The organism is Aurantiacibacter sp. KMU-128, from assembly GCF_056933515.1.
The window spans coordinates 1,524,959-1,547,768 of the sequence record NZ_JBXORT010000001.1; the positions used below are offsets into that span (position 1 = coordinate 1,524,959).

A 22,810-nucleotide genomic window follows, 5' to 3' on the forward strand; every position below is an offset into this window, starting at 1 on the left:
TCACCCGATCAGATACGGATCGAGCCACGGCGGCAGCAGTGCGTTGACGTCCTCATAGTCGGGCAGCACCTCGTATTCACGCGGTCCGCGCGGATCGTCCCACATGGTCAGCCCATGCCGCTCCACTTCGGCCATGAACGCCGCAAGATCGGCCTCGGCTGACAGCAGCGCCGGGTCTGCTTCCTGCAGTACGCTCTCGCCGGTGGCGGTCGGCTGCACCAGCGCAGCAGCGAGCGCCTCCAGCGGCAGATCCTGCGTCCACACCGCATTATCGGCTGCCACCCGCTCCAGCGGCAAGTCCTGCGTACCCAGCACCACATCGGCGAACACGGCCTGGAGTGGCAAGTCCTGCGATTCAAGCACACCGGCGCTGCGCCAATGCGCGGGCGCAAGCTCTTGCATTTCCAGCACCTCGCCTGCCCGCATCCGCACGAACGGCAGATCCTGCGTGCCCCCGCCAAAGGCCTGTCCCGTTGGCGCGAGCGCAAAGCCCGCCACTTCGTTGTAGAATTCCGCGCCGGTCTGCGCCGCCGCCGCGCTGGCGAACAAAGCGGTAGACGACGGCTGGATAACAGCGCTGGAAGGCGGCACGATCAGAGTGGCGATATCGACAGTCGTGCCATCGCCAAAGACGATGAATTCCATATTGAACAACAGATCGGTGCCTTCGTCGCCGGCGTGCTCCGGATCGAGATCGCGCACCTCGATAATGCCGTTAGCAAGCACGGTGATCCGGAAATCGGCGTAGCGGCCGTAATAATGCACGGCATCCGAGCCCCAACTTCCGTCTATCCGGTCGTCACCCGCACCGCCCCAGAACAGGTCGTCCCCGCCGCGACCGCGCAGCCTGTCCGCACCAAGGCCGCCAGCAATCATGTCTGCCCGTTCGCTGCCGGTAACGACATCATCTCCATCCGCTCCGAAGAGGGCATTTTCAGTGCCGGGATCGCCAACCAAGGTGTCACCCTGCGCGGTGCCCTGGACATAATCGGCAAAGTCCGATCCGACCGTCACCTGTGCCCATGCCACATCGATATAGGTGCCGTCCGAAACGGTGTAGTCGAAGATCAACGTTCCGCTCCATTCTCCGAGATAATTGATCACGATATTGCCGTCAGCATCCAGCGCGATTTCCCCGTTACTGGTGGACCCCACGGCCGTGATCGTCAGCACATCATTGTTCACGTCGGTATCGTTGGCCAGCAGATCGGCAGCGAGGATCACGAAGCGCGAACCGCGTGCAGTCAATTCGTCATTGACAGCATCGGGCGCGTCGACCGACTGTACGGTCACCCGCACCCTCGCGGTATCGGTCAGAACGCCGTCGGTGATGGTGTAATCGAACGTCATCTCGCCAGCGAACGTGCCGAGATCGTCCACCCGCACATTGCCATCGGCATCGATTGACACCGTGCCCACACTGGCATTGCCAACCGAAAGCAGCGCCACCGCGTCTCCGTCCATATCGCTGTCGTTGAACAGGATATCGGCGGCTTGGACAACAAAGCCCGACGCTTGCCCGAACAAGGCGTCATCGGCGGCTGTCGGCGCGTCATTGGTCGGCAAGACATTGAAGGTCACGATCGTGCTCACCTCTGCCTTGCCATCGCTCGCAAGCACGCGGACATCGATATTGCCGTTGAAATCGGGCGCGAATGTGCCGGTGAAGGTTCTGCCATCGAAGCTCAAGGTTGCAGGCAATGGCGAGCCATCAGCCATTTCGGCACGCAAGGTGAGCTGATCGCGGTCATAATCGCGGAAAGTCGCCGCAGGCACGGCGAAGGTGAGCGGCACATCCTCGTATACCTCAACCGGCGCAATCGGCACCGCGACAATCGGCGCGTCCTCTTCCGATTGCCAGTCGATCGTGAAGACCTCGGCCACCTCCAGCTCGCCATCGCTGGCGATGACATACAGCTCCACCGCGCCATCGTAATTGGGTGCCGGAGCTGCAGTGATCGTGGTGCCATTGAACGACATGAAGCTGGGCAGCGGACGGCCGCCTGCGCGCTCGACACGAATGACCAGATCATCGCCATCGGGATCGCTGAACATTCCCGCGGGCAGTGTGATCGAGATGTGCTGGCCTTCGAGCGGGGCGAGATCGGGCAGCGGCAATTCGACCTGCGGCGGATCGTTGAGCACGATGAAGGTGGTGACGATATCGAACGTGTCACTCGCCGTCAGCGCGCCATCGCTGGCGGTGACGGTGACCGACAGCACATCATCCGCATTGGGAACCGTGCCGGTAAAGCGCGTACCGTCAAAGCTCAGCCAATCGGGCAGCGCGTCGCCATTGGCGAGCGTTGCGGAGAGCGCCAACGCATCGCCGTCAACATCGCTGAACATGGCATCGGGCAGCGCGATATCGAGCTCGCTAAAGCCGTCCGCCGCTGCATCGGCAATCGCATTGTCGAGCACCGGCGCATCGTTCACCGCAGCAAAGCCGAGCGTGACCTGCTTGACGCTCTCGACTTCGCCATCGAAACCCGCGAATTCGAGCACAACATCACCGTTGAAGTTCAGCGGCGGCGTGCCGGTGATCCTTCCGGTAAGCGCATCATAGCTGATCCAGTCGGGTAGCGGCTGGCCATCGGGGCTGCGCAGTTCCACCACCAGCGCATCGCCATCGGCATCGCTCGCAAGGCTGCGCGGCAGGATGAAGGTGAACGGCGTATCCTCCGTCCCCGCAAATACCGGGATAACCCCGATTGCGGGCGCATCATTCACCGCAGCAATGGTGAGATTGACGCGTGCCGTGTCGGTGCGACCCGTGCTGTCGACCAGCTCGTAATCGAACCACGCATTACCGTTGAAATTGGCATTGGGGGTAATGACCAACTGGCCAATCCCGTTATCCTCCACGCTAACGCCCTGGCTGCCCAGCAGACGGCTGATGACCACCGCCTGACGATCTACGTCAAAGTCGTTCGCCAGCACCTGCGTCACAAAAATCGTCAGCGGCTGGTCTTCGGTCAGGGTGAAGGTATCGTCGTTCGCCACCGGATTGTCCGGCGCGGGCAGCACCTCGATGGTGACCGTGGTCGGCACCGCGAAGCCACTTTCATTGGTGATCGCATAGGTCAGCGTCAGCGTGCCGAAGAAGTTCGCCTGCGGGGTGACGCGGTAGAGTCCGTTATCGAGCAATTCGACACCGGGGCCCACGAGGCCAAGGAAGGTCGGGATCGTGTCTTCGGGAATGAAATCATTCGCCATCAGGAATTCGGGATCGATATCGATGAACGTATCTTCGAGCATCTCGAAGCCGGCATCCGAAACCGCAATCGGCAGCTCGAATTGTGGCAGAACGATCAGCTCGACCACGCCCACGCTGGTGGCGCCCAATTCGTCGGTGACGCGGTAATGGAACTGCGCGTCGCCGAAATAGCCCTCGCGGCCGATGAACACGGCGGTGTCGCCCTCGCGGCGCACGGTGCCGTTATCGCCGTCGAAGACTTCGACGATGGAGAAGGAATGGCCTTCCACATCGCGGTCATTGGCGATCAGATCGGCGAAATTGATGACAATTTCGGTGTCCTGATCGACGAAGAAAGTGCCATCGGTATTGGCAATCGGCCCGTCATTGACCGGCGCGACATCGAATTCGATCACCCCATTGCGGGTCGCCCGGCCATCGCTGATCGTGTAGCGGAAGGTCTGCACGCCGAAGACGTTTTCTTCCGGCACGAACTGGTAGCGGCCATCGGGCAGCTCCTGAATCCGGCCTTGTGCCCCATCCTTGTTCAGCGAGACGAACCGGAAAGTGTCACCATCGGGATCGAAATCATTCCCCAGCAGATCGGCGATGGTGAATTCGAACGGCGTATCCTCCACCGTGTCGAAATGGTCGAGCACCGCCACCGGCGCCTGGTTGGTGCTGGCGACATTGACCCGCACCAGCCCCACGCTGTCACCATGGGTGTTGTCGGTGATGAGATATTCGAAGGTGGCGATGCCATTGGTGTTCGGTGTTGGCGTGAACAGGATGTTCGTGCCGTCGAACGACACCGTACCGCCGGTGGCGTTGCGCACACCGAGGAAGGTGATCGGATCGCCATCATAATCGAAATCATTCGCCAGCAGTGTCGCCGGATCGATCAGCAGCGGCGTATCTTCGACACCGGCGATATTGTCCGTGACCGCGACCGGCGGATCGAACAGCGGCTGGACGTTGAGCGTAATCACCGCATTCGCCGTGCCCTCGCTATCGTCGGTGATGGTGTAGATCAGGCTATCGATGCCGGAGAACTCGCTGTCCGGCGTGTAGGTAACAGTGGCTTCATTGCCGTCGAACAGCCGCGACACATCGCCCTGTGCGCTCTCGCTGCCATTGCTGGCGGTGAAGCGGATGTCCAAACTTGCCAGCACATTGAGCGGCACCAAAGCGGTGAGCGTGCCGGTGGCGGCATCAAGGCTCATCCACGCGGGCAAGGCCGAGCCATCGGCGAGCGTCGCGCTCCATGTCGCGCCCGCAGGTACCAGCGCCACCGCATCGCTGCCTTCGAGCGTCACTTCCGCAAGGTTGAGCACAATCGCACCATTTCCCGGCGTGCCGATCGCGATCACGCGCATGGAATCGCCATCATCGTCACGGTCATTGGCGAGCAGATCGGTGATGGCGAAAGTGACTTCGCCTTCCTCGAACAGGTCAAAGCCATCGCCGCGTGGATCGGGTGCTTCGGCGGCGGGGCGGACGTTGAAGATGATGAAGGCATCGTCGGTGGACACGCCGCCCTTCTCGTCTTCCGCACCGTAGCGGATGACGAGCGGACCGTTGTAATCCTCCGGCAGTGTCAGATCGATACGCTCGCCATCATCGCGGATGCGCAGCGCGTCATTCTCGACGATGTCAAAGGTCGGATCAACCACCACTTCGGTGATGATCGACATCGTCGGTAGCGTGCTGCCATTGCCGTCAAAATCGATCCGGATCGGCACTGCGCCGACATATTCGCTGGCCGGAATGCCGGTGTAGCTCAGATCCTCCGCATCGAAGCTGAGCCAGCTGTTGAGCGGCGCACGGCTCTCGCGCGTCGATTCCACATTGCTCGCATTGCCCATATCGATGGCGAACAGGCCTTGGGCAGCGAAGAAATCGATATTGGCGAGCAGCGCGTTGATCGCAGGATCAATGCCGACCGCGGGATCGATCACGAATTCGAGCGTGAAACCACGATTGGTCGAAAGCCAGGTGTCCTCGTCCACCTGCTGGTCGATATCGGGCACCCAAGTCACATGGACACGCGCGACCGGCGCGTCGGCATCCGGCTCGAAGCCCGAAAGCTCGAAGCTGAACGTGTCGAAATTGAAAGTCAGCCAGTCGGGCAGCGGACGGCTGCTGGCGCGCGAGACCGTCCACGCGCCCTCGCCCATTTCGAACAGCGCGATATCGCTATTGTAAGCGATTCCCGCCTCGACCGTCACCGGATCGATGGTGAGCGTCTCTTCGAGCGTTACCGGCACGCCTTCATTGTCGACGCTGAAGGTGATCGTCACGTCAAAGGCATCGGTCACTTCAACCGGCGGCGTGCCGGTAAAGGTCAGCGTTGCGGCATCGAAAGTGAGCCACGCAGGCAAATCCGAACCATCGGCCAAAGTGGCGGTAGCGGTAACCGCCCCGTCCATCGTCTCGGCAGAGAATTCAAAGCTCTTCGCAAACGGTTCGCGCAGAGTGAACTCGCCCATCACATCGGCTTCGACCGAGATGCCGGCTGCCAGATCGGCGATACTCGTCGCATCCTCGACATCGAAGCTGAAGCGGAAGGGATAGGTGCCGCCATTGGCCGGATCGCGCACGAACACGACCACATCAGCCCTGCCCGTCAAACCGTCCGGCACATCGCCGATGAAGGTCAGCGTCGCTTCGTCGAATGTCAGCCAATCGGGCAGCGCAGTGTTGTTGTCGCTCCGCGCCTCGACCGTGAAGTCCGGTGACAGGAAGCGCGTGCCCAGATCGCCGAGAATCTCGGTGAAGCTGTAGAAGATGACATCGCCATCCTGATCGAGATCATTGCCAAAGGTCTCGCCCGGAATGACATACAGCGTCAGATCCTCGATCCCCGCCACCACATCATCGCGGATGATCGGCCCGGAATTGTCGGGCAGGATGGTGATGTGCACGGTCGCCGTATCGGTGACACCGAAGGCGTCGGAAATCGTATATTCGAAGGTTGCCGAACCATTGAAATTGTCGCGCGGGACAAATTCGATCATGCCGTCTTCATTGACGCGGATTTTGCCGTTCTCGGCAAATCGGTAAACGCCTTCGAAGGTCAGTTCGTCGCCATTCTCGTCGGTATCGTTGAGCAGCAACTCGGCCGGATCGATCAGCAGCACTGTGTCTTCCAGCGTGCGGTAGCCGTAATCGTCCTTCGCCTTGGGCGGATCGTTCAGCGGACGCACCTGGATGTTGTATTGCAGCACCGAGGACAGGCCGCGCGCGTCGATCACTTCGAACTCGATGAACGAAGCGCCCAGCCGCGCCGGAGTGTAATCGATCAGTCCGGTGTCAGGATCGAAAGTCAGCGTGCCGTTGCTGGTCGGGTTTTCGTCCGCACCACCGACCAGGCCAACGAAGGTAACATCATCGCCTTCTACGTCATACACATGGCGCATCAGATCGGTGATCGAGATCTCGGTCGTCTGCTCCAGCCGCACCCGCTTCAAGTGCCGCCCGATGCGCGGCGCATCGTTGACCGGCGCGAAGTAGATTTCGACATCAGCCGTCGATTGCGCGCCCGAGCTGTCCTCCAGCACGTAACGGAATCCGGCAAACCCGAAATAGTCGGGACGCGGCTTGAACTCGATATACTGGCCGGTGATCTTCGCCGACACGTGGGTGCTGGTGAAATCGTAATCGCGGTCCTTGTACGGGTCGATCGGGTCGCCGTTAAGGTTGGTCAGCGGCAGTATCTCGACAATCCGCAGACCTTCCTGCTCTGCATCGCCATCGACATCGTAATCATTGGCCAGCAAGTTCTCGATGCGGATACGCAGCGGAATGTCCTCGACGCCGTATTGCAGCGGATCGTCCACCGCCACCGGCGCATCATTGACCGGCGAGATATTGACCTCGACCCGGGCAGAGGACTGGCGGCCGAACGCGTCTTCCACCGTGTAGTTGAAGAAGGCATCGCCATTGTGATCCTGCGATCCCTGGAAAACGATCATGCCGTTTTCATCGACGAAGACCGTGCCGTCGACCGGCGAGCTGACGCCGACAAAGAAAATGCCGGTCAGATCGTCCGCATCGTTTTCGATCAGATCCGCCGGATTGATGACAATCGGCTCGTCCTCCACCGCAAAGCGCACGATATCATTCTGCGCGTTGAAACGGCCCGGGCGCAGGTTCGCCGCGATGAAGTCCACATCCCAAACCGTGCCATCGGCAAAGACGATTTCTTCGATCCCGTTGGCTGTACCGAGGAAGTGGTTGGTGACCGTGACGCTGTCGATCAGGAAGCCGTCATCGCGCTCCAGCTCGATAAACAGATCATCGCCAAAGCGGATGAGCGAAACGTGGCGCGTTTCGACATCGGCATCCAGCACGATGCGATCGATATCGCCCGCACCGCCCAGTTCGGTGATCGTGTCTTCGCTGCTGTCGTAACCGAAAAGATAGGTGTCGCCGCCAAGACCGCCCATCAGCAAATCGTCGCCGAAATTCCCTTCGAAGGTATCGGCATTGTCGCTGCCGACAAAGGTATCGATCCAGTCCGAACCGATCAGCATTTCGATGCCGAACAAAGTATCGCCCAGCGCTTCACCCGCAGAGCCTGTGCCGGTGCTCAGATCAACGACAACGCCATTGTCCGCGCCCGAATAATCGGCGGCGTCAAAGCCTTCGCGTCCGTCGATGATGTCCGCGCCCAGATTGCCGCGAATGATATTGTCATTCGCGTCGCCACGGATTTCGTCATCATGGTTGGAGCCGATGACGATTTCGATGCTGTCGAAAGTATCGCCTTCGGCATCGCCGCTGCTGGCGGTGCCATCGACCATGTCGATGATGATGCCGGTGGCGCTGATCGAATAGTCGGCAGTGTCTATGCCCGCGCCGCCGATGAGCTGGTCAGCGCCGCGCTCGCCGATCAGGATGTCATCACCGTCATGGCCGATGAGGATATCATCGCCGCGCCCGCCATTGAGGACGTTGTTACCGTTATCGCCGGTTAGCTGGTCGGCAAAGATGCTGCCGATCAGGTTCTCGATGCTGGTCAGCACATCGCCCTCGGCCCAGCCACCGCTGGCTGTGCCGTCGATCAGCGAGATGATGACCGCACCGTCGGAGAAGAAATAGGTGGCGGTGTCGGCACCCTCGCCGCCTTGCAGGTCGTCACCGCCCGTGCCGCCGTCGAGCGTATCGTCGCCCAGCCCGCCGATCAGCAGGTCAACCCCGCCGCGCCCTTCGAGCAAATCATCGCCACCAAGCCCGCTCAGCGTGTTGGCGTTGCCGTCGCCGCCGAGAATATCGGCAAAGCGCGTGCCCGAAAGCGCTTCCACGCGGGTATAAACGTCGCCCTGCGCAAAGCCGCCCTGGCCCACGCGCGATTCCAGATCGGCGCGCACACCGATGTTCGAACCTTCGAAGGACACGGTGTCAAAGCCCGCGCCGCCGTCAATCTCGTCGCCGCCATCGCCGCCGTCGATCCAGTCGTCACCTTCGCCTGCATCGATGTCGTCATCGCCATCGGCGGCGTAGATGATGTCGTTGCCACCCTTGCCCAGGATCAGATCGTCGCGGCGATAGCCCCAGATCGTCTCGTCAAGATCATTGCCTTCGAGATAGTCGATAAACGGCGTGCCAGTCAGCTCGCCGGTATAGACTTCGGCGACGTGCGCGCTGGCGAAGCCGACATCGAGCAGGCCCTCGACGTCGCGGATGATGTATTCGATCACCACTTCGCCGGTGAAGCCCGGATCGAAGCGCGCGACGAGGAATTGCTCGCCGCGGAAGCTGACAATTTCGAACGTGCCGACCTGCACCCGCTGGCCCTGTGCCAGCGCCACCGGATCGAGAATGGCGTTGACCGCAACGAATTCCGGACGCGGACGGTCAGGATCGTCGAGATCGACATCGATCTTGCCGTCGCCGTCAGTATCCGCCTGCTCGATATCGAAATCGTTGAACAGCAGATCGGCGACATTGATCGCCAGCGGAATGTCGAACGGCGTGACAAAGCCGGTGTCTTCGACAACGGTCGGATCATCATTCGACGGGATGATGATGATATCGACAAAGCCTTCCGAAGACCCTTCGATATTGTCGGTTACTCCATAGACAAAGCCCGAGCTGAAGGTTGCATCCTGATCGGGCGTGAACAGCAGATCGCCGTTCACATCATATTCGAGCTTGCCGTTGAGCGGCCCCGCTGCCTTACCGCCAAACTTGAACGCATCGCCAATTCCGTTGAGCGGACGCCAGCCGAGGAAAACCAGCGGATCGCGGTCCACATCCACATCATTGCCCAGCAAAGCGTCGATTGGAATCGTGGTGGGAATGTCTTCAAAGACATAGACCTCGTCCGACACCGCTTCGGGCGGCGCGTCGCTGACATTGTCGAAATACAGCGTCACCACCCCGCCGGCGACAAGGCCTTCGGGATCGGTGATGGTGTAGGCAAAGCTCGCCTCGCCCCAGAAATTCTCGTCGGGCGTGAAAATGATCGAAGTGGCCGTGACGACGATATCGCCTTCCACCGCTTGCCCGGCATTTTCGAACGTGACCGCGAAGCCTTCGATATCGAAATCATTCTTGAGCAGTTCGATGATCGGAATTTCGATCGGCACGTCTTCCGGCCCGCGCAGCAGGAACGCGAAGTCATCATCACGGTAGGAGTCGTTGCGCGCCACCGGATTGTCGTTCACCGCCTGATAGACAACGGTGGCCTTGGCCCAGGTGAAGCCGCCCTGCCCGTCGCTGGCGAGATATTCAAAGCTGGCATCGCCGTTGAAATTCGCCCGCGGCGTGAACAACACCGTCTGGTTGTCGAGCAGGCGCGCAGTGCCGCCCACCGAATTGCGCACACCCGCAATTGTCAGCGCATCCCCATCGATATCGCTGTCATTGGCGAACAGCCGGTCGGCATTGATGACAATCGGATTGTCTTCACGGATCGGATCGCCCGCCTGCGTCGTATCGAAACGGTCATCCTGCGTGTCGGGCGCCTGGTTGACAGGCTCGACATAGACATTGGCGCGCGCGGTCGATTGCTCGCCGCTGGGGTCCTGAATCGTATAGTCGAAGAAGGCATTGCCCCAGAAATACGGGTCAACCGGGCGCACCAGCACATTGCCATTGGCACCGATGCTGACCTGCAAATTGGCCGAAGACGCAACCGAAACGAGCGCCAGGCGGTCACCATCGATATCGGTATCGTTGGCCAGCAGGGACGCAGGCGCGATCTCGAAAGACTGGCCTTCCAGCGTGCGGTATCCGCTATCAGTGCGGGCGACCGGCGCGTCATTGGCGGGGGTGACGGTGATGAACACCGTCGCCTCTGCCCGTCCGCCTTCGGGCGTGTTGGCGACGTAGTTGAACTGCGCGGGGCCGTTGTAATTGGCGTTTGGCGTGAAGCTGATCGTGCCATCGCTGGCGAGCGAGACTGTGCCGCCAACAGCACCCAGCACCTGGCCGATAATCATCCGGTCACCGTCGATATCGTTCGACAGCAAGCGGTTGGCGGCGATGGTGAGGAACTGGTCTTCCACCACGCTGAAGCCGGTATCATCCAGCGCCTGCGCTATGGGCCGGACATTGATGTTCACCTCGGCCTCGGCAAAGGCATTGTTGCCATCGCCGATGCGGTAGGTGATCGTGGTCGGGCCGGTGAAGCCATCGGCGGGGGTGAAGAGCACATTGCCGAGCCCGTCGAGGCTGGCCGTGCCACTCGCGCCGCCATCCACGCTCACCAACGTCAGCGGGTCTTCATCGGCATCAAAGTCATTGCTGAGCAGTGCGGCGATGGAAATCGTCAGCACATCGCCGGTGATGACTGTGTAATAGCCGTCCTCGGTCGCCACCGGCGTGTTGTTGGCAAGCAGCGTGCGGATGATCTCGCGATCCCACACCACGCCATCGGCAAAGACGTAGCTTTCGATCCCGCGCCCGTCATCAGCCAGCGCATCGATGAAGGTAAGGCTGTTGTCCTCGTCCCCGACAAAGCTCATCCGCACGCTGTCGCTGCCACGGAACAGCCGCGCCAGCGCGACATCGGTCGAATTGATATCGAGCAGATAGAGCGTGTCGGTTTCGCTGGTGGACGTGCCCGAATCTTCGATCGTATCGTGGCCGTCGCCTGTCTCGTAGCGATAGGTATCCGAACCCGTCTTGCCGAAGACGAAGTCGTCGCCTGCCTGCAGTTCGAAGAGGTCGTTGCCGTCGAAGCCTTCAATATTCTCGTCGAGCGCGGTGTCGATATCCTGCAGCGCGCGGGCGCGCATTTCGGTGCGCGTCCAGATCGTGCCATCCGCAAAGCGGATCGTCACCGTATTGCCGCCGCTGTTGAGCGGCCCCAGCGCATCGGTAAGCACGATGCGGTCGCCATCGTTCAGGAAAGTGATGACAAAATCATTATTGCCCGGCCCGCCGCGAATGGCGAAATCGATATCGTCCGGATTGTAATCCGCGAGTTCGAGCACTTTGTTGCCCGTCCCGAAGGCATCGATCCGGTCATCCCCGTCGCCTTCGCGGTAGATGAAGCGGTCATTGCCGCCGAGTCCGTCGATCAGGTCATCACCCTTGCTGGCTTCGATAATCTCGCTGCCATTGGTGCCGACAATGATCTCGCTGCGATCGGACGACTGGATTTCGAGGATTTTCTGCGTGATTGCAGCGAGATTGAAAGTCGTCCCGTCATCCAGCACGATTGTCTCGATACCGCGATTGGCCGGATCGAGCAGGTCGACAATGATGATCTCGTCATCGGTGCTCGTGAAGCGGATCGCGACGTTCTCGCTGGCGCTGCCCAGCCGCACAAATCGCAACTCGTCCGCCGTGTAGCCATTGATCTCCAGCCGGTCGCCGGTCGATTGCGCCTGATCGTTGATAAGGTCGCGCCCGTCGCCGCGGGTGAAGATGTAGGTATCGTCACCATCGCCGCCGAAGGCGCGGTCATCGCCCAGCCCGGCTTCGATCACATTGGCATTGGCGTCGCCGAAGATGCGATCATCGAGCACGGTCGGCAGCATCGCCAGCATATCGGCGACGCTCCATTCGGTGCCGTCGTCGAAACGCACAGTCTCGATCCGGCCAGTGGTGAGCGCATTGTCGATCCGCACGCGGTCATCGGTGCCGTCCACCTTCAGGATCAGCGCGCTGCCATCGCCCGATTGCTCGACGGTGATATCGGCAGGCGCAATGCCCGCACCGAAGACGAGCGTATCAGCCGTGCCGCCTTCGTCCGAAATCCGGTCATGCCCGTCGCCAAGGTTGAAGCGATAGGTATCGTCGCCCAGCCCGCCTTCAAGCAGGTCGGCACCCGTGCCACCCGCCAGATCATCATCGCCGCCGCGCGTGATGATGCGGTCGTCTCCGGCAAGGCCGTCGATAGTCTCTGCCTGATCGTCGGTACCCCAGATCAGATCATCGCCTGCGGTGGCGGTGCGCGCCATGCTTTCCAGCATCGCGCCATCCCATATGGTGCCGTCATTAAAGACGATGCGGAATGCCGAGGTCGCATCCGCGCCGACCACCAGATCAACGCGGCTGGCGAAATCATCGAACAACAGCGAAAGCGTATCCTCGCCGCGAATAATGCGGACATTGGCCGGGTCTTGACCAGCACCGACAAGAATGTCGTTAAGGCCTTCGCTATCCTCGATCCGGTCTTGGCCCGAGCCTGCGCCAGCGATCACGTAAACATCTTCACCCCCGCCGCCGCGCAGCAGATCATCGCCCGCGCCGCCGGTCAGCGTGTCATTGGTGAAGCTGCCGGTAAGGGTATCATTGCCCGCACCGCCGGTCAGATCGAAATCGGTTCCGGCTGGCTGTGGGAGGATCGCCTGCAACCGCACATCGTCAAGCGAGGGGCCATCGCTGCCTGTCCGGACAACACCGGTCGAGACAAAGCGGACGGTGTTGTCGCCATCCTGCGCGGTAACGATTAGCTCGATGTCGCGCATCACCGTCGTCCGCTCGTCCGAGGTGAAGATCAGCGCGCCATTCCAGTAGACTTCGATCGGCCCGTCGCCATCCTGATTGGCACGGTTGGCGAGCGCGAAGCTTAGCTTGAACTGGTCGCCAGCGGTCAGGCCCGAAACGGTCTGCGAGATATCCGCATTGCCCGCCGTGCCTTCCATGTCGAGCCAGCGGACGCCCTCATCGGCAACCACGCCCTCGACTCCGGTGTCGGCCAGCTGCAGTTCCCGCCCCGAGGCCTCGATCCAGCCCGGAATCGTGTCGGCATAGACCGAGGAATCGGCGAAGCGCTGTCCTGCCGCATCCCATTCCTCAAAGCTGCCATTGACGATCAGATTCTCGCCGAGCAGCGTCTGCGCCATCACCACGCGAAGATCGTCGTCACCATCCGTCGCGCCTTGCGAGGCGAGCAGCAGCGTTGCGAAATCCCAAGTGGTGCCATCGTCGAAGCTGATCGTCTCGATCATACCGCGCGGATCGGCCACAAGCGCATTCACCAGCGTGATGCGGGTGGTGCCGCCGATAACGCGCAATTCCAGATCGCGCCCGCTTTGCAGCACTTCGATATCCGCCGGATCGACGCTGGCCTCGAAAATGATCGTATCGAGCCCGTCAGGGTCGATCAGCGTATCGCGGTCATCATTGGCGCCGAAATGATAGGTGTCATTCTGGATGCCGCCGCGCAGGCGGTCATCACCCGTGCCGCCCTTGAACACGTCATTGCCCGACAGCGTGATGCCGTCGCCGCCGCCCAGCAGATCATCGTCACCGCTGCCGCCGCCCAGTACATCATCGCCGAGGCCGCCGATCAGCGTATCATTGCCCTGCCCGCCGGAAATCTGGTCGCTACCCGCGCCGCCGTCGATGGTGTCGCCGCCACTGCCACCGGCCAGCCGGTCATTCCCGCCAAGGCCGCTGATCGTGTCCGCCCCGCCATTGCCGAGGATGCTGTCATCGAGCGAGCTGCCCGACAGCGCATTGCCATCATCGGTGTCGGAAATGTTGATCGCATTGTCGAGGCCGAAGGGCTGGCCGCCGAAGTTGAACGGCGTCAGCAGGCTGGCGTCGACATTCTGCAAGCGCAGGATCGCGCGGTCGAAGCCGCTCGGATCTGAGAGCAGCACAATCGCATCATCGCCCGCCTGCACCACTTTGAGCGCTGCCGCGTCGAACGGGTTCGGATTGTTGCTGGCAAGACGGATGATATCGCCGCCATCGCCGGCGGTGAAATCGGTGATGATGTCGGTCGCAATCGCTGCTGCCGTTGGGGCTGCGGGGAGATAGCGGAACGTGTCCTGCCCGGCGCCGCCGGTATAGGTGTCCACCGCATCATCATTCGACACATCGCCGAAAATGTCGTCACCCAGCCCGCCGTCGAGCGTGTCGATACCGCCGCCACCGAAGAGGAAGTCGTCTTCGTCACTGCCGGTGAGTGTGTTGTCGGTATCGTCGCCGACAAGGAAATCGCCCGTCAGCGGTGCATCCTGCACCAGAGCGGCAAGCACATCGGCGTGGGTGAGCGTTACGCCGTCATCGACAATCACGACCTGCTCGATCGCGCCCGTGCCGGCAGCGTCAAAGCCGCCACGCAGGACGATCACGTCTTCACTATTGGCAAAGCGGATGGTGATATCCGCGCCGCCCACACCGGTGCGGCTGAAGCGCACTTCGCTTGCCGCATAGCCGGAGATACGCAGCGTATCGGGCGGTGCAGCGCCAGCATCGCCCTTGTCGTCGATCACATCACGACCATCGCCCTTGGCGTAGTGATAGATATCACCGCCGGTGCCGCCGCTCAGATAGTCCGCATCGACGCCGCCGGTCAGCTCGTCGGTGCCGCCGCCTGCGGTGATCGAATCCTTGCCCGCCTTGCCGCCGAAGACTTCGTCCGCCGCCGTGCCGGTGAAGACATCATCGCCCGGCGTGCCCGAACGGCTGATATCGATCAGATCGTCGCGGGTAAGAACCGTCCCGTCATCGAAGACGATTTCCTCGATCCAATAGGTGGAGGACGTGCCCGCGCCGCGTTCAATCCGGATACCGTCCTGCCCGTCACCGAACAGGATAACAAAATCCTGGCCAGCATTGGCATAAGTGACGGATGCAATGTCCGCTACGGTCAAACCGGGTCCGATCAGGATGCGGTCTACACCTGCGGTGTCATAAACCGTGTCGCGGCCATCGCCCGGATTGAAGCGATAGGTGTCATCACCACGGAAGCCTTCGAGCCGGTCGTTGCCGGTCCCGCCCGAGAGATCGTCATTGCCGTCCTCACCATCGACGAAGTCGTCTCCGGCACCACCATGGAGAATGTCGTCGCCATTGTCGCCGTCAATGCGGTCATTGCCGTCACCGCCTTGGAGGTTGTCGCTGACAGTGGAATCGATGGAACCCCAAAGGTAGTCATCGCCCGGTGTGCCCGTGGTCGCCATCGCCAGCAGGTCGGCATCGGTCCACACTGTGCCATCTTCAAAACGGATTTCGGCAATCGGGCCGGGCAAGCCGTTGAACCACGAGGTGACGGTAACGCGCTGCTCGGCGGTTCCTCCGCCGATACGGATGACCAGATCGTTGTTCGCATCGGTGTAGACAGTCAGATTGGCGGGATCGATGCCTGCGCCGAATTCGATGATGTTCGCGCCGCTGCTGTCAGCAATCCGGTCATCGCCGTCGCCCATTGCAATGCGATAAATATCAGCACCGCCATAGCCATTGAGGAGATCATTGCCCTTGTCGCCGCTGATGGTGTCGGCGCCGTTGCCGCCGTAGATTTCGTCATCACCGTCGCCGCCGAACATGACGTTCGCGGCAGCGCTGAATGTGCGATCCTCGATAATGTCGTTTCCGGCCCCGCCGTAAACCGTGTCTTCGCCGCCGCGCACGTCGATGCGGTCATTCCCGGCGAGCCCGTCAATCGTTTCTGCCGCGTCGGTGCCGAAGATCACATCATCGCCGCTGGTGGGCGTTTGCGGCACGAGCGCGAACAGGTCGGCCATCGTCCACACGGTGCCGTCATCGAAGCGGATTTCGTCGATAATGCCCTGGTCGCGAAGGAAGGTATCGCTGCGGATTGCGCCCTGTATCGTCAGCCGGTCGCCCACGACGCCGGTGGTGATGATGATATCGGTTCCGCTCCGCCGCACACCGATATCGCCCGTTGCGATGCCTGCGCCAAATTGCAGGATATTGTTGGTGAAGGTGCTTTCGACGATGATGTCCTGCCCGTCGCCGGGATTGAAGACATAGGTGTCGATCCCGGCACCGCCTTCAAGTTGGTCGGCCCCCGTGCCGCCACGCAGCGTGTCCGCCCCCTCGCCGCCGCGCAGCGTGTCGCTGCCGCTGCCGCCACTGATGTCATCATCGCCCCGGCCACCGTCGACCAGATCATCGCCGCTGCCTGCGTCGATGACGTCTCCGCCTGCCGTGCCGATCAACGTCTCGCTCTTCGCGGTGCCCGCCAGCGCCGCAATGACCAGATCGCCCGCACTCCATACCGTGCCGTCATCGAAGCGCACTTCTTCGATCGCGTAGGTGCTTTGCGCGAAGGCATTGGTGATGGTGATCCGGTCGCCATTGCTGCCGATGCGCAGGATGATGCTGAGCCCGTCCGCGCTCTGGCGGACCGTCACATCGCCGGGCAGAATTCCCGCAGCAAACACGATGGCATCGGTGCCGTCGCTATCGGTAATGGTCAGGCGGCCATCGCCGGCGGCAAACAGATAGGTTTCGTTCCCGCGCAGATCGATTGCGGTATCGGTGCCCGGGCCGGCATTGATGATGTCATTGCCACTGCCGCCATCAAGCGTGTCATCACCGGCGAGGCCGATCAGCTCGTCATCGCCCTGCTCGCCGTTCAATGTGTCATCATTGGCGGTGCCGGTCAGCAAATCGTCACTGGCAGGGCCGGTGACGGTTTCGGAATAGGGGAGCACCGACCGCGCGATGATCTCCGCCTGCGTCCATTCGGTGCCGTCGGCGAAGCGGATGAAGCCCAAGGCCTCGAAATCCGCACCGTTCAGATAGGTGATCCGGTCTCCGGTACCGATTACGCGGATAACGATATCGCTGGAAACCGCCGGATCATATTCGATCCGCACATCGTCAGGCAGAATCGTCGCATCGAATTCGATGACATTGCCCGCAATCGCCCAGCCGGAATCGTCGATGACGTCCTGACCAAAGCCGATGCTGAAGCGGTAGACATCGTCATTATCATCGCCGACCAGCAGATCGTCACCCGTTCCGCCGGTGATCGTGTCGGCATCCCAGCCGCCGGTGATAATGTCATTACCGGCATTGCCCAGCAGCGTGTTGTTCCCGCCCGCCGAAACGGTGATCACATCATCACCCGCGCCGCCTTCATAGGTGTATTCGGGATAGATATCGACGTAATCGTAGAAGGTTGCCGCGTTGAGAATTTGCTCTGCGGTCCACACCGTGCCGTCGCTGAAGCGCACTTCGTCGACGCCGTCGGTGGTGCTGAATTCGTCCGCCATGTTCCAGATGACAATCGTGTCGCCGGTGCTGGTGACGGTCAGCGTGACGTAGTCGTAGCCATCCTTTTCCACGAGCACATCGGCAGGGGTAATCGTCGCATCGAAGACAATCGCATTGATCGCCGTGCCGCCGCGCGAGGAATAGAGCCAGTCGGTGCCGAAACCGGCAGAGAAGCGGAATTCCGCGCCGCCTTCGTAATCCTCCAGCTCGTCCGAACCGGCACCGCCGATAATGATATCGAAGCCGTTGCCGCCAATCAGATAATCGATCCCCGCCCCGCCGATCAGCGTGTTGTCGCCGGTGATGGCGGTAATCCGGTCGTCGCCATCGGTGCCGGTGAGTGTTTCGCCGGAAGTGACGTCTGCGCCGGTGACCTCGGTGCTGAAAGTCTGCGTAATCGCCGCAAGCGCATCGGCCCATTCGATGGGCGCATGGCCGTCTTCGAAAGTGATGCGGGTGAACGATGGCACACCGTCAGGGATGATCTCTCCGGTGACCAGATCGACCGTGGCAAAGAAGCGCGTGTAAAGCGCATCATTGTCACCGACCTTGATGATCAGATTGTTGCTGTAGCCGCCATCCTGCTTCCACTCGAACACGATATCGCCCGGCGCGATGCCGGTACCCATGTGGATGACATATTCCGATCCGCCGCTTTCGACGTCGCCATAGGCTTCATCGAAATAGTCCAGCCCGTCGCCAAGATTGAAGATGATCGTATCGACGCCGCCCCAACCATACAGATAGTCAAAGCCCGGCCCGCCGCTGAGGATATCATTGCCCTCGTTGCCGTAGAGGTAGTCCTCACCCCGCAGGCCATAGAGTTCATTATCGAATTCATCTCCGTTCAGCCCATCCGGCCCCGGTGTGCCGGTGAGCACGAAATCCGTATTGGTGGGCTGCGTAATGGTGAGGCCATCGGCATTGAACGGTGTCGCCTGTGCGATAAGCGCAGCCTTGTCGATGATGGTTCCGTCGCTGAAATGCAGCGCCACCGGAACGCCCAGCTCTTCGCCGGTCTCCGCCCCGTTGACAATCCGCAAGCGGTCACCCGATCCGGCGAATTCGATGATGAAATCGGTTCCGTCGGTTTCGACCTGCAAATCCGCAGCCAGAATGCTGGCGTCAAACTCGATCGTAATGGCGCCCACATCGTCGGTAATGGTGTCCTGGCCGAAGCCGGCGGCAAAGCGATAGATATCGTTGCCCGCGCCGCCTTGCAGATCGTCATTGCCGGTGCCGCCCGTCAGGATATCGTCACCGTCCTGCCCGATCAGCGTGTCATTGCCGGCAAGCCCGTTGATTTCGGAGGCAGTGGCAAGGCCGGTGATCGTATCATCTCCGTCCGAGCCGGAAAGGACATTGGAAGCGCCCGCCCCGCCCGACAGCGTCACTCCGGTGGGTTCGGGAATAGCCAGAGCCAGCAAATTGGCGGGCGTCAGGATCAGGCCGGATTCGTTGAAGACGACCTGCTCGATTTGCCAGTTGGCGCTTGTGCGCCAGTTGAGCACGCGGATCTCGTCATCCGTGCCCGCGATGCTCAGGATCAGATCGGTGCCATTCGCTGCGAGATAGACGACCAGATCGGTCGAACGGAACGCGGCATCGAATTCGATCCGGTCGGCATTGCTCGAATGCGACCAGCCATTATCGCTGATGATATCCTGCCCGAATCCCGGCGCGAACCGGTAGATATCGATATCGCTGCCGCCTTCGAGGAAGTCGTTCCCCGCGCCGCCGGTGATGATATTGCCATCGCTGCCGATCGAGTCGATTCTGTCGTCGCCCGGTCCGCCATTCAGGATATCGGCCTGGAAGCCGCCGATCAGGATATCATCGCCGCTATTGTCGATCAGCGAGAGATAGCCCGCGCGGTTGAGGGTCGAACCATCGGAGAAACGGATGTTTTCGATAATGTAGCTGCTGCTGTCCTGATTGCGCAGCAGAATGCGGTCTTCGGTGCCGTTGATGCGGATGACAAGCGCATCGTCCGGCAGACGCTCGATAATCAGATCGGCCTGCGTGATGCCCGCGCCGAATTCGATAGTGTCACCCAGCGTGTTGGTGCCAGATGCATCGAAAATCTCGTCCTGACCAAAACCGGGGGCGAAGAAATAGGTGTCGTCGCCAGCGTCGCCCTGCAGGTAATCGTTACCGGCGCCACCGGTAATAATGTCGTTGCCTTCGCGGCCAAAAATCCGGTCATTGCCAGCAAGCCCGTCCAGCGTATCGCCTGCCATGGTGCCATACAGCAGATCATCAGCAGCGGTCGCGGAAATGAGTGTCGTCACGAGCGCTGCCAGATCGATGGTTGTGCCGTCAAAAAGCCGGACGGTTTCGATCTGGTAGCTCGCATTGACGCGCTGGTCGCGAATGGTGATCGTATCCTCGCTGCCCGCAAGGCGGATGATCAGATCATCGGTGCCTGACAGTTCGAACAGCAGATCCCCCGCAGCGATCCCTTCACCGAATTCGATAACATCGGTGCCGCTGCCGACATCCCAGATCAGGTCGCTGCCAAAGCCGGTTTCGAAGACATAGACATCATTGCCTTCGCCGCCCCGCAATTCGTCATTGCCGGTGCCGCCCATCAGCGTGTCATCGCCGGCAAAGGCCTGCAGGAAGTCATTGCCGCCCGCGCCCGCGAGCGTCTCGGCGTCGAAACCGCCCTGAAGGGAATCGTCGCCATCAGTCGGCAACTGCCCCAGCGCCATGATATCGGCGTGGGTGAGAATTGTTCCGTCGGCGAATTCGTAGAACTCGATGCGGTTGTAATCGGCGGTGATCGTGTCCTCGATCGTCAACCGGTCGCTGGAACCGGCGAAGGAGAGGATGATGTCCGATCCCTCGATCCGCACCCGCAAATCCGCGCGGTTCAGTGTCGCATCGAAATAGACCGTGTCGGCGGTGCCGCTCCAACCCTGATCGGCCAGCAAATCGACGCCAAAGCCCGCGCTGAATTCGTACCGGTCGCCACCATTGCCGCCGGACAGGGAATCATCACCTACGCCGCCGATAACCACATCGTCGCCATTATTGGCGTCAATATCGTCATTACCGAAGCCACCGTCGATGGTTTCGCCAGCGCTCGTGCCGTCAAAATCATCGTCGCCAAAATTGTTGGCGAACAGATTGGCAAGCGCCATCTGTTGCATCTGCGCACTGGTCCACACGGTGCCATCGGAGAAGCGCACTTCCTCGATAAGGTCGGCCGAACCGTTCAGCGTGTTACGCAGTGTAAGGGTATCGCCCGTCTCGACAATGGTCAGAACCAGCGTGAAAGAACCGCTCAGGGTAACGCGGACATCGCCGGGCGCGACATCCGGCTGCATCTGCACAATGTCCACGGCCTCGCCGCGCCAACCGGCATTGTCCTCGATAATGTCCTGCCCGAAACCGCGCCCGAAGATGTAGGTATCGGCGTTGCTTTGGCCCTGCAGGAAGTCATTGCCGGGGCCGCCGTTGAGAATATCGTTGCCGTTATTGCCGCTGATCGTTTCGTTGTCCCAGTCGCCCGTCAGCGTATCCGCGCCCGTCGTACCGTTTATCGTCACGGCACCCGGCACAGTGAAGGGATCGCCGTTCAGGTTGAGCGCCGTCAGCGCGGAAGGCGCAACGCCTTGCAACTTCACGATAGGCCGCGCACCGGGCAGCCCGACCGGATCGTCCGCTGCGAAATAGATTATCGTGTCCGAACCGCTTGCCAGCGCGACCAGTTGGCCGGAAAGCCCGGTGCCGATGCGGATATCGAGCACGTCACCCAGATCGCCCGCTTCGAAATCGGTGATGAGCGGCACGCCCGCCGCATCGTCGATAACGGGAACAAACAGGCGATAGATATCACTGCTGCCAGCGGTGCCCGTCACCGTCTCCGCGCCGAGATCGGCGGGGCCCGAAGGCGTGGGCGAAGGCGTTGGCGTCGGGGTACCGCCGCCGGTGAAGATCGGGTCGGCAAAGGGATTGGCCTCGCTGCCTGACGGATCAAGCAATGCCTGCGCAGCCTCTTCGCTCACCACTTGCGTGGCGAGGAAGGCCGCGCTCCAGCTTGTGCCGCCAAAGAACAGCACGGAATCGACGCGCGGGCTGCCGCTCGCCAGCTGGTCCACGATGCGCAGCTGCGCGTCGCTGCCGATCAGGCGGAGGATCATGTCGTTGCCCTGGCGCGTCACCACCAGATCGGTCGGAGTTATCCCTGCGGCAATTTCCAGCCGGTCAACCGAGCCCGACCAATTGCCTTCGATAATCGTATCGCGTCCGCTGTCAGTGCCGAAAGTGTAGACCGTGTCGCCACGGCCGCCCGCCAGCACATCATCGCCCGCAGTAGACGCAAAGGTGGCGCCGACATCAACCGAAGTGCCGAAGTCGATGGCATCATCGCCCGCCGTGCCCGCCGCGATGGCGGCGAGAATGGCAGCCATGTCCCATGTGGTGCCGTTGGCAAAGACGAATTGCTCCACCCCGCGATCAAGCGAGCCGGTGACGAAGAAATCGACAATCCGCACACGATCATGCGTGCCTGCAATGCCGACAACCAGATCGGCGGGGCCCGTTTCGAGGAAGACCAGATCGGCTGGCGCAATCCCCGCCTCAAAACGTAGCGTATCGATATCCGCGCCGCTATCGGTGTCGATGTCGATGATCGTGTCCTGACCATCGCCGCGCGCGAAGAAATAGGTGTCCGCACCGTCAAAGCCGAACTGGGTATCATTGCCCGTGCCGCCATCGAACACATCATCGCCGCGACCGCCCTCGAGCCGGTCATCCCCGCCTGCGCCAAACAGGTTCTGGCCCGAACCGCCGCTGGCATTGAGCTGCGGCGTGGGTACCTTGATCGTGTCGTCACTATCGGTTGGCAGAATCCCGGCCGCCAGCACATCGAGTGCCAGCGTCGTGCCATCAGCAAAGGCCAGCGTGCCGACGGGAGATTCGGGATCGATCGCGGAATCGAGCAGGATCGCGATCCGGTCACCATTGGCGCCCACCAGCAGCACGATGTTGCCATCGACATCCCGCTTTGCTGTCACATCGCCCGGGACAATGCCGACGTCAAAAGTGATCGTGCCCAGCCCGTCCGCGCCGGCACGCATGGCGATCCGGTCATGCCCGTCGCCCAGCGCAAAGAAATAACTGTCCGCGCCCTCGCCATCGAGGATCAGGTCATCCCCCGGTCCGCCA

1 protein-coding gene (only partly in view) is annotated in these 22,810 nt (G+C 61.1%); it reads right to left on the reverse strand.

Annotation, left to right across the window (positions count from 1 at the left end):
* Positions 1-22,810 carry the 3' portion of a tandem-95 repeat protein gene (locus tag ACS0VV_RS07670; protein WP_483532126.1) on the reverse strand. 10,841 nt of this gene lie beyond the right edge of the window, so only the last 22,810 of its 33,651 coding nucleotides appear in the window; its start codon lies off the right edge, out of view; the stop codon is at positions 1-3.